Origin of the sequence: Streptomyces sp. NPDC058864, assembly GCF_042742985.1 — a bacterium.
Taxonomy (GTDB): Bacteria; Actinomycetota; Actinomycetes; order Streptomycetales; family Streptomycetaceae; genus Actinacidiphila.
The window spans coordinates 55,777-70,893 of record NZ_JBHYMQ010000019.1 but is presented as its reverse complement, the minus strand read 5'-3'; the positions used below and the strand labels follow the sequence as shown (position 1 = coordinate 70,893).

Annotated in this window: 13 protein-coding genes and 1 pseudogene; 6 read left to right on the top strand and 8 right to left on the bottom strand. The window is 71.5% G+C overall.

The genetic code is table 11. The features are described 5' to 3' along the window. Positions 1–4: 4 nt before the first annotated feature. Genes ACFW3D_RS17385 through ACFW3D_RS17375 form a run of 3 tightly spaced genes read right to left on the bottom strand, consistent with a single transcriptional unit; the run spans position 5 to position 2,891 of the window. Positions 5–838 (bottom strand): ABC transporter permease, encoded by an 834-nt coding sequence (locus ACFW3D_RS17385; protein ID WP_500504991.1) that lies wholly within the window; start codon positions 836–838, stop codon positions 5–7. Next, entirely contained in the window at positions 826–1,734 is a 909-nt protein-coding gene (locus ACFW3D_RS17380; protein WP_500504990.1) for an ABC transporter permease, read from the bottom strand. Before ACFW3D_RS17380 ends, ACFW3D_RS17385 begins: the two co-directional genes overlap by 13 nt. Then, positions 1,731–2,891, bottom strand: coding sequence for an ABC transporter substrate-binding protein (locus ACFW3D_RS17375; RefSeq protein ID WP_500504988.1), 1,161 nt, complete (start codon positions 2,889–2,891; stop codon positions 1,731–1,733). The genes ACFW3D_RS17380 and ACFW3D_RS17375 overlap by 4 nt, the downstream gene beginning before the upstream one ends. 275 nt (positions 2,892–3,166) lie before the next feature. Here ACFW3D_RS17375 and ACFW3D_RS17370 point away from each other — a divergent pair, with 275 nt between their 5' ends. Further along, positions 3,167–3,934, top strand: coding sequence for a GntR family transcriptional regulator (locus ACFW3D_RS17370; RefSeq protein WP_500504987.1), 768 nt, complete (start codon positions 3,167–3,169; stop codon positions 3,932–3,934). On the opposite strand, the gene ACFW3D_RS17365 is transcribed toward ACFW3D_RS17370, so the two are convergent. Both ACFW3D_RS17365 and ACFW3D_RS17360 read right to left on the bottom strand, forming a co-directional pair. Next, positions 3,909–5,297 carry a sensor histidine kinase gene (locus ACFW3D_RS17365; RefSeq protein WP_500504985.1) on the bottom strand — a complete coding sequence of 463 codons (1,389 nt, stop codon included), beginning with the start codon at positions 5,295–5,297 and terminating at the stop codon, positions 3,909–3,911. The genes ACFW3D_RS17370 and ACFW3D_RS17365 overlap by 26 nt on opposite strands. Positions 5,298–5,311: 14 nt before the next feature. After that, entirely contained in the window at positions 5,312–6,019 is a 708-nt protein-coding gene (locus ACFW3D_RS17360) for a response regulator transcription factor (protein ID WP_500504984.1), read from the bottom strand. A gap of 290 nt (positions 6,020–6,309) precedes the next feature. On the opposite strand from ACFW3D_RS17360, the gene ACFW3D_RS17355 reads away from it, so the two are divergent. The 5 genes from ACFW3D_RS17355 (at position 6,310) to ACFW3D_RS17335 (ending at position 11,416) form a co-directional block, all read left to right on the top strand. After that, positions 6,310–7,086, top strand: coding sequence for an amino acid ABC transporter ATP-binding protein (locus ACFW3D_RS17355; RefSeq protein ID WP_500504983.1), 777 nt, complete (start codon positions 6,310–6,312; stop codon positions 7,084–7,086). A 41-nt stretch (positions 7,087–7,127) separates the two neighbouring features. Beyond that, positions 7,128–8,051 carry a glutamate ABC transporter substrate-binding protein gene (locus ACFW3D_RS17350; RefSeq protein WP_500504982.1) on the top strand — a complete coding sequence of 308 codons (924 nt, stop codon included), beginning with the start codon at positions 7,128–7,130 and terminating at the stop codon, positions 8,049–8,051. A gap of 111 nt (positions 8,052–8,162) precedes the next feature. Beyond that, positions 8,163–8,810: an amino acid ABC transporter permease gene (locus tag ACFW3D_RS17345; RefSeq protein WP_500504981.1), complete on the top strand. Its 648-nt coding sequence runs from the start codon at positions 8,163–8,165 to the stop codon at positions 8,808–8,810. Beyond that, the gene (locus ACFW3D_RS17340) at positions 8,807–9,655 is read left to right on the top strand and encodes an amino acid ABC transporter permease (RefSeq protein WP_500504980.1); all 849 of its coding nucleotides are present in this window, start codon (positions 8,807–8,809) and stop codon (positions 9,653–9,655) included. The genes ACFW3D_RS17345 and ACFW3D_RS17340 overlap by 4 nt, the downstream gene beginning before the upstream one ends. A 105-nt stretch (positions 9,656–9,760) precedes the next feature. Continuing rightward, a complete protein-coding gene (locus ACFW3D_RS17335; protein WP_500504979.1) occupies positions 9,761–11,416 on the top strand; it encodes an FAD-dependent monooxygenase in 1,656 nt (551 codons plus the stop codon). Between the two features lie 282 nt (positions 11,417–11,698). On the opposite strand, the gene rny is transcribed toward ACFW3D_RS17335, so the two are convergent. The 3 genes and pseudogenes from rny to recA form a co-directional block, all read right to left on the bottom strand. Then, positions 11,699–13,186, bottom strand: coding sequence for a ribonuclease Y (gene rny, locus ACFW3D_RS17330; protein ID WP_500504978.1), 1,488 nt, complete (start codon positions 13,184–13,186; stop codon positions 11,699–11,701). Between the two features lie 93 nt (positions 13,187–13,279). Next, positions 13,280–13,909 (bottom strand): annotated as a pseudogene (recX, locus tag ACFW3D_RS17325) (recombination regulator RecX); the annotation flags it as partial. Continuing rightward, positions 13,870–15,006 (bottom strand): recombinase RecA, encoded by a 1,137-nt coding sequence (recA, locus tag ACFW3D_RS17320; RefSeq protein WP_500504977.1) that lies wholly within the window; start codon positions 15,004–15,006, stop codon positions 13,870–13,872. The gene recA and the pseudogene recX, both read right to left, overlap by 40 nt. Between the last annotated feature and the right edge of the window lie 111 nt (positions 15,007–15,117).

The window sequence follows — 15,117 nt, the reverse complement described above, 5'->3', positions numbered from 1 at the left end:
TCGGTCACTTCCGGGAGGCGGATGAGGTCGGGCGGCGTCCGCCGACGGCGGCCAGGATCAGCAGCAGCACCCAGGTGACCAGCAGGCTGAGCACCGAGACGGCCACGGACAGCTGTGCCTGCGAGCCGCTGACCGTGACGATCCACACCGCGAAGGGCTGGAAGCCCAGCAGCTGGGCGACGGTGAACTCGCCGAGCACCAGGGCGAGGGTGAGGAAGGAGGCGTTGAGCAGCGCCCCGCGCAGGTTGGGCAGCACCACCCGGATCAGGGCGGCCGGCCAGTTCGCGCCGCAGGAGCGGGCGGCCTCGACCAGGGTGCGGACGTCCACCGCCCGCAGTCCGGCGTCCAGGGCGCGGTACACGAAGGGCAGTGCCATCACGACGTAGGTGAGCACCAGGACGACCGGGAAGGACGGGTTCTGGATGGCCACGAAGGTCTGGAAGAAGGGCGTCGTGGCCAGGTGCTCGGGACCCCAGCGCAGTACGCTGCTGACCCCGGCGACCAGTGCGATCGGCGGCACCACCAGCGGCAGCGAGCAGATCACCTCGACCAGCGGGCGCAGCCGGGGCGCGGACAGGCGCAGGGCCACCATGGCGGGGACCATCAGCAGCAGGACGACAGCGATGGTGGCGGCGGCGAGTTCCAGGGAGAGCAGCAGGCTGGAGGTGAAGCCCTCCGCCTTGAGGATCTGCCCGTACGCGTCGAAGGTGATGCCCTGGCCGGGGACGTCCACGGTGAAGATCACGGAGGCGGCCAGCGGCACCAGGAAGTAGAGGCCGGCACCGGCGAGGACGATGCCGCGCCAGGGCCGGATCCGTGTGTCCGTCAGACCAGCCATCGCGCGCTCCGTCGTTGCAGGGGCAGGTAGACCGCCATGACCAGGCCGGCGACGACGATCATGTCGAGGCTCAGCGCGAGCGCCACGTTCTCCTGCCCGACCAGGACGTTGCCGGAGATGGCGTCGGCGATCTGCAGGGTGATCAGCGGAACCGAGCTGCCGACCATCGCCGCGGCGGTGGCGTAGGCGGCGAAGGCGCTGCCGAAGAGCAGGACCAGGCCGCCGAGGAGCGAGGGAGCCAGTACGGGCAGGGCGACGTGCCGCCAGTACTGGCCGGTGGTGGCGCCGTTGTTCTGGGCGGCCTCGCGCCACTGGACGCGCAGCCCCTCCAGCGCCGGGGTCACGGTGAGCACCATGAGGGGGATGAGGAAGTAGAGGTAGACGATGACCAGGCCCCAGAAGCTGTAGAGGCTCCAGCCGTGGTCGGCGAGTCCCAGGTGGCGGGTGAGGACGCCCGCGTTGCCCAGGGTCGCCACGAAGGCGAAGGCCAGCGGCACCCCGCCGAAGTTGGCGAGCACGCCGGAGGCGGTCAGCACGGCTTCACGCAGCGCGCGGAACCGAGAGGTCACCACGGCCTGGGCGAGCAGCAGCCCGAGCACCGCCCCGATGGCGGCGGAGAGCCCGGACAGCTTCACGCTGCCCCACAGGGCGGTCAGGTAGGCGCCCTGCAGGGAGCTGGTCAGGTTGGCCGTGGTGTACGAGGAGGCCCCGGTGGCGGGGTCCTTGACGGTGAAGGCGCCGTTGATCATGGCGACCGCGGGGGCCCCGAAGCTGATCGCCACGAAGACGAGCAGCGGGAGCACCGCGAGCCAGCCGGCCGAGCGCCGCCGCGCCGGGGCGGTGGCCCCGGCAGCGGCGGCGACGGGCGCCGCGGTGGCGGTCATCGGGTCGGTCATCCGGAGACGGCCTTGCCCCAGCCCTGGGCCAGCACGCCCTTGGCCTTGTTCTGCTGGTCGTCGGTCGGGAAGGACGGGGTGCCGGTGACCGCGGGGAGCTTGGCGGCGGCGGCCTTGTCGAGGGTGCCGGCCTTGTCCATGGCGGGCATCAGCACGGGGCGGGCGAAGCCGGCGAGCCACAGGTTCTGGCCCTCGGCGCTGTAGAGGTACTCCTGCCACAGGCGGGCGGCCGCGGGGTGCGGGGCGTCCTTGTTGATCGCCTGCGCGTAGAACTGGGCGTACTGGCCGTCGGCGGGGACGGAGACCTTCCAGTCCACGCCCTTGCTGGCGAACTCCTCGGCGTAACCGGCGTTGAGGTAGTCCCAGTCGATGCTGATCGGGGTCTCGCCCTTCTCGACGGTGGCCGGGGTGGACTCGACGGGGTTGTAGTTGCCGTTCTTCTTCAGCTTGCCGAAGAAGTCGATGCCGGGCTGGATGTCGTCGAAGGAGCCGCCGTTGGCCAGCGCCGCCGCGTAGACGCCGCCGAAGGCCGAACCGGACTTGGTCGGGTTGCCGTTCAGCGCGACCTTGCCCTTGTACTCGGGCTTGAGCAGGTCCGCGAAGGTGGTCGGGCAGTTCTTGACGCGCTTGGCGTCGCAGCCGATGGAGACGTAGCCGCCGTAGTCGTTGTACCAGCGGGCCTGGGCGTCCTTCTGGGCGGCCGGGATGTCGTCGTAGGAGGCGACCTTGTAGGGGGCGAACAGGCCCTGCTGCGCCCCGCTGATCGCGAAGGCCGCACCGAGGTCGAGGACGTCGGGGGCGCGGTCCTGGCCCTTGCGGGAGGTGACGGCGTTGATCTCGTCCTGGCTGGAGGCGTCCGGGGTCTCGTTCTGGATCTTGATGCCGTACTTCTTGGTGAAGCCGTCGATCAGCGCGCCGTAGTTGGCCCAGTCGCGGGGCAGGGCGATCGCGTTGAGCGTGCCCTCCTTCTTCGCGGCGGCGATCAGGGCGTCCATGCCGCCGAATTCCTCGGCGGAGGTCGCGGTGGCCGCGCTCTTGCCGTTCTTGCCGTCGGCGGAGGTCTGCGTGGTGGGGGCCGAACCGCAGGCGCTGAGGGCCAGCGCGGTCACGGCCAGGCCGGCGGCGAGTGCGGCCGCCTTCGGGAGGGACGCGGGCACGGAAGTCTCCTGGAGGGAAGTTGTCCTGAGGGCAGGGAGGTCGGGGAGCGCTTCAACTTGTCCGAACAAGTTGGCCTTCAGTAGGCCGTGCGTCAATGGCCTTTCCGTAAACAGCGGGAAAACCTCGGCAAGCCTGCAGAGGGCAGTCGTCCCTTTTCGGCCAAGCACCTGGTGAGAGGCCCGGGATGCCGGAAACCCGTGCGCGCGATCGGCGCCCGGCTCGTCTACGCTGAGCGGAGTTGTGCGCAGACGGTTCATGAACGGAAGGGGGCGCAGTGGCGGCGCGGCACGAGGAGATCGCCGAGGAGCTCCGGCGGGCCATCGACGACGAGCAGTACACGGTCGGTGCCCTGCTCCCCCCGGAGACCGAACTGGCCGCCCGGTACGGCGTCTCCCGCGGCACCGTGCGCCAGGCCGTGGCCGCGCTGACCTCGGAGGGGCTGATCGGCTCCCGCCAGGGCGCCCGCCGCGTCGTGCTGGCCAGCCGGCGCAGTCAGAGCTTCGCGGAGCTGCGCAGCTTCGCGCAGTGGGCGCGGGCCATGGGCCGTGCCGCCTCGGGCACCGTGGTCCGCACCGAGACCCGGCCGGCCACCGCGGAGGACGCCACACGCCTGCACCTGCGCGCGGGCACGGACGTGCTGTACGTGCTGCGGGTACGCGGACTCGACGGTGAGCACGTCCTGGTGGAGCGCACGGTCTACGCCGACTGGATCGCCCCCGCGGTGCTGCGCATAGAGCCGGACTGCGAGTCCGTCACCCAGCGGCTGTACGACGACATGGGCCTGGTCTTCGCCTACGGGGAGCACCTGATCGACGCGGTCGCGGCCGGCACCCGCGACAGCGGACTGCTGGGCGTGCGGCGCGGCAGCCCGCTGCTGCGGGTGCGCCGGGTGACCACCACGCAGAAGGGCCGCCCGGTGGAGTGGTCGGACGACCGCTACCGCTCGGACGCGGTCAACTTCAGCATCCACAACTCGATCGGCTCCAACCCGCTGGCCCGCCAGGCCGGTCCCGGGCTCAGGGAGCCGTACGCGGCACCGTGAGGGTCACCCGCAGCCCGTGCGGCTCGTTCGGGGCGTAGGCGATGCTGCCGCCGCCCTGGGTCAGCAGCACCCGCGCGATGGACAGGCCCAGGCCCGAGCCGTCGACGTTCTGGTGGCGCGGGCTGCGCCAGAAGCGGTCGCCGATCCGGGCGAGTTCGTCCTCGGTGAGGCCCGGGCCGCCGTCGGCGACCGTCACGTCGATGACGCCGGGTCGGCCCGGCAGTGCGGTGGCGACCCGCACGCGTTCACCGCTCGGCGTGAACTTCAGGGCGTTGTCGATCACGGCGTCGAGGGCGCTGGACAGTGCCACCGGGTCCGCCCAGCCGGTCACGGCGGCGGCGCCCCCGTAGCGGAGTTCGACGCCGTCGCGCTCGGCGACCGGCCGCCACGCCTCGACGCGCTCCGCGGCGAGGGCGGCGATGTCGGTGAGGGCGAGGTTGGCCTCCGCGTGCTCGGCGGTGGCGAGGCCGAGCAGGTCGTCCAGGACCGAGGCGAGGCGCTTGCCCTCCTCCCGGACCGACGCGATCTCCTCGTGCCCCTCGGGCAGTTCCAGGCCGAGCAGCTCGATCCGCAGCAGCAGCGCGGACAGCGGGTTGCGCAACTGGTGGGAGGCATCGGCCACGAAGGCCCGCTGCTGGTCGAGGACCTCCTCGACGTTGTCCGCCATCTCGTTGAACGACCGGGCCAGGCGCCGCAGTTCGGGCGGCCCCCCGGAGACCGCCACACGGGACTTCATCCGGCCGGTGGCGATGTCGTGGGTGACCCGGTCCAGCACCCGCACCGGGCGAAGCACCCAGCCGGTGAGCCGGAAGGCGGCCATGACGGCCACGATCATGGCGGCCAGTTCACCTGCCGCCAGCAGCAGCCAGCCGCGCAGGATGCGCGAGCGCATGGCACCGGTCGGCGAGTCGGTGAGCACCACCGCGACGACGTCGCCGTCCCGGACGACCGGCGAGGCGACCGGCAGCGAGCGGTGCTGCCAGGGCCAGATCTGCTTGGGGTCGTGGCTGCGCCGCCCGGCCAGGGCCTCGCTGTACGCGGTGAAGGCCTCGCCGCCGGTGGGCAGCTTCCAGCCCTTCGGGGCCGAGACGATCGGCTTGCCGTCGCGGTCGAAGACGCCGGCCCGGATCCGGTACACCTCGCGGTAGCGCCGCAGCTCGGCCTGGAGCGTGCTCTTCCGTTCGCCGCCGCCGTCGGTGCTGAGGTACTGGGCGAGCGCGGCGAAGCGCGCGGTGTCGTCGATGCGGTCGACGACGAGCCGCTGCTGCTGGGTGGCGGCGAGGCTGGCGGCGAGCGGGAAGCCGAGGGCCAGCAGCACACCGGCCATCAGCACGATGAGCAGCGGCAGCAGGCGGGTATGCACGGAGGAACGGCCTCCTAGCCGGAGGGCACGACGAGGCGGTAGCCGACCCCGCGCACGGTCTCGATCAGGGAGGGCAGCCGCAGCTTGGACCGCAGGGACGCCACATGAACCTCAAGGGTGCGCCCGGTCCCCTCCCAACTCGTCCGCCACACCTCGCTGATGATCTGCTCGCGGCGGAAGACCACACCGGGCCGCTGCGCGAGCATCGCGAGCAGGTCGAACTCCTTGCGGGTCAGTGCCACCGGCTCGTCGTCGACGGTGACCTTGCGGGTGGCCAGCTCCACACGGACCGGGCCGAGCCCGATCACGTCGGTGGCCTCCGCGCCCTCCGTCTCGGGCCCGGCGGGCGCCTCCTGCGCCTTGCGGCGGGTGACGGCGTGGATGCGGGCGAGCAGCTCTCCGGTGTCGTACGGCTTCACCACGTAGTCGTCCGCGCCCAGGTTGAGTCCGTGAATGCGGGACCGCACGTCGGCGCGGGCGGTCACCATGATGACGGGGATGGCGGTGCGCAGCCGGATGCGGCTGCACACCTCGAAGCCGTCCTGGTCGGGCAGGCCGAGGTCCAGCAGGACCACGTCGAAGCCGGGCCCGTGGTCGGGCAGCAGCGCGTGGAGCGCCTCCTCGCCGCTGCGGGCATGGGTGACCCGCAGCCCGTGCTTGGCCAGTACGGCCGACAGCGCGGCGGCGACCCGGTGGTCGTCCTCCACGAGCAGCAGTCTCATCCGTTCACCTCCCGCGGCTCGGCCCTGTACGCCTCCGCAATCATGCTGTACCACCGAATACACGCTGATGTGCCACGTGCGCGTCAAGCGCCGCCCGGCCCCGTGTGGCGACTGTTACGGAGCCGGTACGCTGCACAACCGGCCGAGCTCACCCACAGTGCCGGATTTGTGCCAGCCAGTGACCGGATCGTGATGCTCAAGTTCCCCTCAGATGTGCTGACTCCGTTTGCCAAGCGTCAATAGGGTGATCGCCAAGGTCTGGTCAACCGACGAGGATGGAGCACACGCCGATGACCGAAGTCCCGGTGACCGAGGACGCCGTGCCGGCGCCCGACGACCTGGTCGTGCTGAAGGACGTGAACAAGCACTTCGGCGCTCTGCACGTGCTCCAGGACATCAACCTCACCATCGGCCGCGGCGAGGTCGTGGTCGTCATCGGCCCCTCGGGGTCGGGCAAGTCGACGCTGTGCCGGGCCGTCAACCGCCTGGAGACGATCGACTCGGGCCTGATCACGATCGACGGCAAGCCGCTGCCCCAGGAGGGCAGGGAGCTGGCCCGGCTGCGCGCCGACGTCGGCATGGTCTTCCAGTCGTTCAACCTCTTCGCGCACAAGACGGTCCTGGAGAACGTCACGCTCGGCCAGGTCAAGGTGCGCAAGGCCGGCAAGAAGGCCGCCGAGGAACGCGCCCGTGCCCTGCTGGACCGGGTCGGCGTGGGCAGCCAGGCGGACAAGTACCCGGCACAGCTGTCCGGAGGCCAGCAGCAGCGCGTGGCGATCGCCCGGGCGCTGGCGATGGAGCCGAAGGTCATGCTCTTCGACGAGCCGACCTCCGCGCTCGACCCGGAGATGATCAACGAGGTGCTGGAGGTCATGCAGCAGCTCGCACGCGACGGGATGACGATGGTGGTCGTCACCCACGAGATGGGCTTCGCCCGCTCCGCCGCCAACCGCGTCGTCTTCATGGCGGACGGGCGGATCGTCGAGCAGGCGACGCCCGACCAGTTCTTCAGCAACCCCCGGAGCGACCGGGCCAAGGACTTCCTCTCGAAGATCCTTCACCACTGAGACCGACACCGACGGTTCTGCCGACCCTAAGGATGATCACGATGAGGTTCCGTACCACTGCCGCCGCCGGACTGGCCGTCCTGGCCCTCACCGCGACCGCCACCGCGTGCGGCAAGGAGGGCTCGCCGTCCTCCTCCGGCACCCCCGGCAAGGGCGACTCCAGCAGCGCGGCCGCCGCCGAGCTGCCCACCTACACCGTCAAGACCGGTGTGGACCTGGCCGGCTCCAAGACCTGGGACCGGATCAAGAAGGACGGCAAGCTCGTCATCGGCGTCAAGGCCGACCAGCCGAACCTGGGCTACCAGGACCCCGGCAGCAAGAAGTACTCCGGCTTCGACATCGAGATCGCCAAGATGATCGCCGCCGACCTCGGCTTCGACGAGAGCAAGATCGAGTTCAAGACGATCCAGTCGGCCAACCGCGAGACCGCCCTGTCCGGCGGCCAGGTCGACTACTACGTCGGCACCTACACCATCAACGACGAGCGCAAGAAGTCCGTCTCCTTCGCCGGCCCGTACTTCGTGGCGGGCCAGGACCTCCTGGTCAAGAAGGGCGGCGGCATCAAGAGCACGGACGACCTCAAGGGCAAGAAGGTCTGCTCGGCGACCGGCTCCACCTCCATCCAGCGCATCAAGGACGGCGGCTACGGCGCCGAGCCGGTCGAGTACGACTCGTACTCGCTGTGCGTGCAGAACCTCGCCTCCGGCCAGGTGGACGCGGTGACCACGGACGACGCCATCCTCAAGGGCTACGCCGCCCAGGACCCCGCCAACCTCGAGGTCCTCGGCAAGCCGTTCTCCGAGGAGCCCTACGGCGTGGGCCTGCTCAAGGACGACACCGTCCTGCAGAAGGCCATCACCAACGCGCTGAAGAACCACGAGGACAACGGCGACTGGAAGAAGGCGTACGACGCCACGCTCGGCAAGTCCGGCGTGACCGCCGAGATCCCGCAGCTCCAGTCCTGAAGCGGTCGGGACCCGGCCTGACCCGGGTCCCGACACCCCTCCCCGGCACAGCCCGAGCCCGATGCGCCGGCGGCCAGGAGCGGCCGTCGGCGCACCCCTTTCGGAGAATCGATGAACGTACTGCTGGACAACTTCGCGCTCTTCCGCAAGGGGTTCCTCGGCACGGTGGAGCTGACCGCGCTCAGCGGGGCGATCGCCCTGGTGCTCGGGGTGATCATGGCCGCGTTCCGGGTGTCCCCGGTGCCGCCGCTGCGCGCCTTCGGCACGGCGTGGGTGACCCTGCTGCGCAACACCCCGCTCACCCTGCTCTTCTTCATCGCGGTGCTGGTGCTGCCCCGGCTGGGACTGAACACCTGGACCTTCTTCCGGCTCGCCGTGCTCGCCCTGAGCTGCTACACCTCGGCATTCATCTGCGAGGCCGTGCGCTCGGGCATCAACACCGTCCCGCTCGGGCAGGCCGAGGCCGCCCGGAGCCTGGGGATGACCTTCACCCAGACCCTGCGGCTGATCATCCTGCCGCAGGCCACCCGGACCGTGCTGCCGCCCATCGGCAGCCTGCTGATCGCGCTCACCAAGAACTCCGCGATCGCCGGCGGCTTCAGCGTCACCGAGCTGTTCAGCGTGCAGAAGGCACTCGGCGAGTTGGGCTACAGCGTCTTCGCGACCTTCATCTGGGTGGCACTCGCCTACCTGATCATCACCCTCTCCATCAGCGCGGTCTTCCGACTGCTCGAGAACCGGCTGGCGGTGGCCCGATGAGCGCGAACGTCCTCTTCGACGCCCCCGGCCCCCGGGCCAGGGTCCGCAACCGGGTCGTCGGCGCGCTGGCCGCCCTGGCGATCCTCGCCCTGCTGTGGTTCGTCTACCAGCGGCTCAAGGAGTCCGGGCAGTTCGCCGCGTACCTCTGGGAGCCCTTCCAGTACACCGACATCCAGCAGCGCCTCCTGGACGGCCTGCTCTCCACGCTGAAGGCCTTCGCGCTGGCCGCGGTCTTCTCGCTGGTGCTGGGCGCGGCGCTGGCCGCGGGCCGGCTCTCCGACCACGCCCCGGTGCGGTGGGTGGCGACCGTCGTCGTGGAGTTCTTCCGCGCGATGCCGCTGCTGATCATGATCTTCGCACTGTACGTGGGCGTCTTCACCTCGGCACCGCTGTGGGCGCTGGTGATCGGCCTGACCCTCTACAACGGCTCGGTGCAGGCCGAGATCTTCCGGGCCGGCATCAACGCCGTGCCGAAGGGCCAGCGTGAGGCCGCCTACGCCATCGGCCTGCGCAAGACGCAGGTCATGGTCTTCGTGCTGATCCCGCAGGCGGTCCGGGCGATGCTGCCGTCGATCATCAGCCAGCTGGTGGTCACCCTGAAGGACACCTCGCTCGGCTACATCATCACGTACGAGGAACTGCTCTACATCGGCAACCTCGTGGCGAAGAACAGCGCGGGCTTCCCCTTCATCCCGATGATCATCATTGTGGCGCCGATCTACATCCTGATGTGCCTGGCGCTCAGCGCGCTGGCCAACTGGATCGAGCGCCGGGGCCGCCGCAGCCCCAAGGGCGCGCCGCCGAAGGCCGGTGACATCAAGGCCGTCGAGGCCGCGGCGGAGTGACGGTGCGCCAGGCGCACCACCACGCGGCAGGTGTCGTCACTTGACGCACGCACGCGCAGTAGGTTGCATACGCAATGTGACTGCACAACTTCCCGGGACCGCGCAGTGGACCCGGTGATCATCGCGGGGGCGGGTCCGGTCGGGCTCGCCCTCGCGCTCTGCCTGGCCCGGCACGACGTGCCGAGCATCGTGCTGGACGAGCACGACCACGCGCCCTCGCTCTCCGCGGAACGCACGGCCGTCCTGAGTCCCGAGACCGCCGGGCTGCTGGTCCGGCTGGGCCACCGCCGGCTCTACGAGTCCGGCGCCACCTGGGAGGCGTGGCGGACGCTGCGCCGCCGGCAGGAGACCGTCCGCGTCGAGTTCGGCGACCCGGCCTCCGGCGGGCAGGGGCCCTCCCCGCTGCACATCGGACAGGAACGCCTGGAGCACGGGCTGCGCGGGGCCCTCGCCGAGCAGGCGCTGGTGCGGATCGTCCCGGGGGCGCGCGTCGAAGCCGTCGAGCAGGACGACCGCGGGGTCAGCGTCCGCACCAAGGGCGCCAACGCCACCTGGTGGCGCGGGAGTCATCTGATCGGCTGCGACGGCCCGCGGTCCACCGTGCGCAAGCTGCTGGGGGTGCGCTTCCCGGGCCGCACGGCCGTCGACCGGCACGCCGTGGCCGCACTGCGGGTCGCACTGCCCGACGAGGGCGTTGCGCTGCTGCACCGCGAGCCGCCGGGGCCGGGCGCGGGCCCGGAGGTGACGGCCCGTCCGCTGCCGGACGGGGTGTGGCGACTGGACTGGCTGCTCCCCGCGCGCGGTGAGCCGCTCACCTCCGACGAGCTCGTCTCGCGCATCCGCGGCACCCTCACGGCCTGGTGCGGAAGCGTTCCTCCGTACGAGCTGCTGGGCTCCGCCGAGTACCCGGTACACCAGCGGCTGGCCCGGCGCTGGCGGGCCGGACGCGTCTTCCTCGCCGGCGACGCGGCCCACCTCATGGGCGCGCTCGGCGCGCAGGGCCTGGAGGAGGGCCTGCGCGACGCCGACAACCTCGCCTGGAAGCTCTCCCTTGCCTGGCACCACGGGGCCTCGGACACCCTGCTCGACAGCTACCAGGCCGAGCGGCGCGGCGCGGTGGGCGCCCGGCTGCGGGCCACCGACCAGGTGCTGCCGCTGCTGCGGGCCAGCGGGGTCTGGCACACCGTGCGGCGCTCCGTGCTGTCCGGCTCGGCCCGGCGGTACGCCGAACTGCTCACCGACGGCCACCTCGGCCGGGGCCCGCTCGGCGCGCCCCCGGTCTACACCCGCTCACCGCTCGCGCTCCCCGCCCCCCGCGGGGCGGGCGCCGCGGCCTCGGCCTCCTCGGCGGCCGCGCCGTCGCCGCTGCTGGGGTCCTGCGCCACGCCGCCTGGCGGTGCGGTCGTCGACGTCCCGGTCACGGCGCTCGACGGCTCCCGGGCGCGCCTGTACGAGCGTCTCGGGCGCGACCTGCTGGTCGTCCTCGTCGCACCGGGCACCGGGGTGTGGGAGAGCCGCCACTGGCTCACCGCGGGCCTGATGCCCCGGCTGGCCAAGGCGGTGGCGGCCCTGCCCACCCGGGCGGAACTGCTCGTCACGGAGGCCTATCCGGGGTCGACGGCGCACAGCGTGCTGCTGATCCGCCCGGACGGCCACCTGGTGACCGTGATGACCGGCTGCCGCCCGACCGAGCTCTACGCCTACGCCGACCTCGCCCGGGGCGGCCCCCCGAGCCCCGTCCAGGACCGCGTCCCCCACTGACGGCCCGCCCCGGGCCCGGGCCGGGCCCGGGGCGCCATGTCCGCCATGGCGTCCGTTCCACCCGCGTCGCGCCTGACGGCCCTGGCGGCCCGGTCGCGGCCGAGCTCCCACCAAAGGCCGAGCAACACGTCCCGCGGTTGCGGGAGCGCTTCGCCGACCTCGCCGACACGGCTGGTTCCGGGAGCGGTGGCACGCCGGGTCGCCGCGGCGGCTCGTCGCCCCATGGGCGGCGGGCGGCGGGTGGCCGGCGCACCGCCCGGGCGCACCGCTCAGGCGGCCCGCTCAGCGGGCGAACTCCGTGGCGCGGGACTCCCGGACGACGGTGATGCGGATCTGGCCGGGGTAGGTGAGTTCCTCCTCGACCTGCTTGGCCACGTCGCGGGCGATGACCTGCGCCTGGATGTCGTCCACGTCCTCCGGGCGCACCATCACCCTGACCTCGCGTCCGGCCTGCATGGCGAAGACCTTGACGACGCCCGGGTGCGCGGCGGCGATCTGCTCCAGTCGCTTGAGCCGGCGGACGTAGCTCTCCAGGGACTCGCGCCGTGCGCCGGGGCGGCCTCCGGAGATACCGTCCGCGGCCTGGGTGAGGACCGCCTCGACGGTGCGGGGGTCGACCTCGTTGTGGTGGGCCTCGATGGAGTGGACGACGTCCTCGGACTCGCCGTGCCGTCGTGCCAGGTCCGCGCCGATGAGGGCGTGGCTGCCCTCCACCTCGTGGGTGAGGGCCTTGCCGATGTCGTGCAGCAGTGTGCCGCGCTTCGCCACGGCCGGGTCGATGCCGAGCTCGGCGGCCATCATGCCCGCGATGTGGGCGGACTCCAGGAGATGGCCGAGCACGTTCTGGCCGTAGGAGGTGCGGTAGCGCAACCGACCGAGCAGGGTGACCAGTTCGGGGTGCATGTCGGTGATGCCGATCTCGGTGAGCGCGTCCTCGCCGTGGCGTACGCACAGCTGCTCGACCTCGGCCTGCTTGCGCTCGTAGACCTCTTCGATGCGGTGCGGGTGGATCCGGCCGTCGGTGACGAGCGCGTCGAGGGTGAGCCGGGCGACCTCACGGCGCACCGGGTCGAAGCAGGAGAGCAGCACCGCCTCGGGCGTGTCGTCGATGATGAGGTTGACACCGGTGACGGCTTCGAAAGCACGGATGTTGCGGCCCTCGCGGCCGATGATCCGGCCCTTCATGTCGTCGCCCGGCAGTTGCAGCACCGAGACCACGGACTCGGCGGTCTGCTCGGTGGCCACCCGCTGGATGGCCCCGGCGACGATCTTCCGGGCGCGTTCCTCACCGCGGTCGCGGGCGGCCCTCTCGATGTCGCGGACGATCACCGCCGCCTCGCGCTTGGCCTGTTGCTCGGCGGAGCGCACGAGGTCGGCGCGGGCCTCGGTGGCGGTGTACGCGGCGACGCGCTCCAGGACCTCGCGCCGCTCCTCCTCCAGCCGGTTGAGTTCGGCGCGGCGGCGCTCCAGTTCCTCACGTTCCTCCGCGAGTTCGCGGCGGCGGCGGTGGAGTTGCTCCGATTCGGAGTCGATGCGGGACTCCCGGTCGGCGAGCCTTTGCTCACGCCGCTCCAAGTCGGCCCGGATCTCGCGGACTTCCTCCTTGGCGGTGGCCCGGATCTCCCGGGCCTCGCGCTCGGCCGCCGCCCTGAGCTGCTCGCGTTCGGCGCGGAGCCGCCGGAGCAGCACGCCCGCGGTGACGGCGACGACCACGGTGACGGCCACGGCCACGACCGTGAACACGGATTCGGTCCCCAGCGCGATGCCCATGGCACCAACTCCCGTATCTCTGAGGACGCGATCCCTCACCCGTTGTGAGGCTAAGTCGACTCAGAGGCACGGTCAAGGAACCTCAGCGGAGGTTCAGTCCGGCAGGTAGTACTCCAGCGTCTCCGAGTCCTCGCCCTCCTCCTCCAGGGCGCGGCGGACCACCCTCAGGGCGAGCCCTTCCGCGTACCCCTTGCGGGCGAGCATCCCGGCGAGCCGGCGGATCCGCTTCTCCTTCTCCAGGCCCCGGGTGGACCGGAGCTTGCGGTCGACGAGGGCGCGGGCCGTCTCCTCCTCCTGCTCCGCGTCGAGCTGTCCCACGGCGTGGCCGATCGCCTCGGCGTCCACCCCCCGGGTACGCAGTTCCTGGGCGAGGGCACGCCGGGCGAGGCCCCGGCCGTGGTGGCGGGACTCCACCCAGGCGTTGGCGAACGCCTGGTCGTCGATCAGCCCGACGTCCTCGAACCGCTCCAGCACATGCTCCGCCGCATCCTCCGGGATCTCCCGGCGGCGCATGGCGTCGGCGAGCTGCTTGCGGGTGCGAGGGGTCCCGGTGAGCAGGCGCAGGCAGAGTGCCCGCGCCTGCTCCACGGGGTCAAGTGGGCGTTCCTGCTCTCCCTCTTGGCCCGGGGCGGGCGAGGAGGGTGGGAACGAGCCGCCACGACCCTTGCGACCGGACGCCACCGTCAGGCCTTGGCGGCCGTGGCCTTGGTCGCCTTGGCGGCCTTGGGCGCCGGAACGGTCGCAGCCTCGGCCTTGGCCGGGTCGGCCGCTGCGGCGGCGGGAGCGGTCGCGTCGGCGCCGGACTCATCGGCCGGGGCCTCCGGCCGGACGCCGATGCCCAGCTTCTCCTTGATCTTCTTCTCGATCTCGTCGGCGAGGTCGGGGTTGTCGCGCAGGAAGTTCCGCGCGTTCTCCTTGCCCTGGCCGAGCTGGTCGCCCTCGTAGGTGTACCAGGCACCGGACTTGCGGATGAAGCCGTGGTCCACGCCCATGTCGATCAGGCCGCCCTCACGGCTGATGCCCTGGCCGTAGAGGATGTCGAACTCGGCCTGCTTGAAGGGCGGCGCGACCTTGTTCTTGACGACCTTGACCCGGGTGCGGTTGCCGACCGCGTCCGTGCCGTCCTTGAGGGTCTCGATGCGGCGGATGTCCAGCCGCACGGAGGCGTAGAACTTCAGCGCCCGGCCACCGGTCGTGGTCTCCGGGGAGCCGAACATCACGCCGACCTTCTCGCGGAGCTGGTTGATGAAGATCGCGGTGGTCTTGGACTGGCTGAGCGCACCGGTGATCTTGCGCAGCGCCTGGCTCATCAGACGGGCCTGCAGACCCACGTGCGAGTCACCCATCTCGCCCTCGATCTCGGCCCGCGGCACGAGGGCCGCCACGGAGTCGATCACGATGAGGTCCAGCGCACCGGAGCGGATCAGCATGTCGGTGATCTCGAGGGCCTGCTCACCGTTGTCCGGCTGGGACAGCAGCAGGGAGTCCACGTCCACGCCGAGGCGCTTGGCGTAGTCGGGGTCGAGGGCGTGCTCGGCGTCCACGAAGGCGACCTTGCCGCCGGCCCGCTGGGCGTTGGCCACCGCGTGCAGGGTCAGGGTCGTCTTGCCGGAGGACTCCGGGCCGTACACCTCCACCACGCGGCCGCGCGGAAGGCCGCCGACGCCGAGGGCGACGTCCAGGGCGGTGGATCCCGTCGAGATGACCTCGATGGGCTCGTTCGGCCGGTCGCCGAGGCGCATGACGGCACCCTTGCCGAACTGCCGTTCAATCTGTGCGAGCGCGGCGTCGAGCGCCTTCTCGCGGTCGGTTCCTGCCATGGGTTCCACCCTGGGTGTCTGAGTCGTTCGCTTCACGTCCATGACGCTACTGCCTGCCACTGACAATGCGTCCCGACGCCGCCCCCGGCCTGTGGACAACCCACGGGAGTC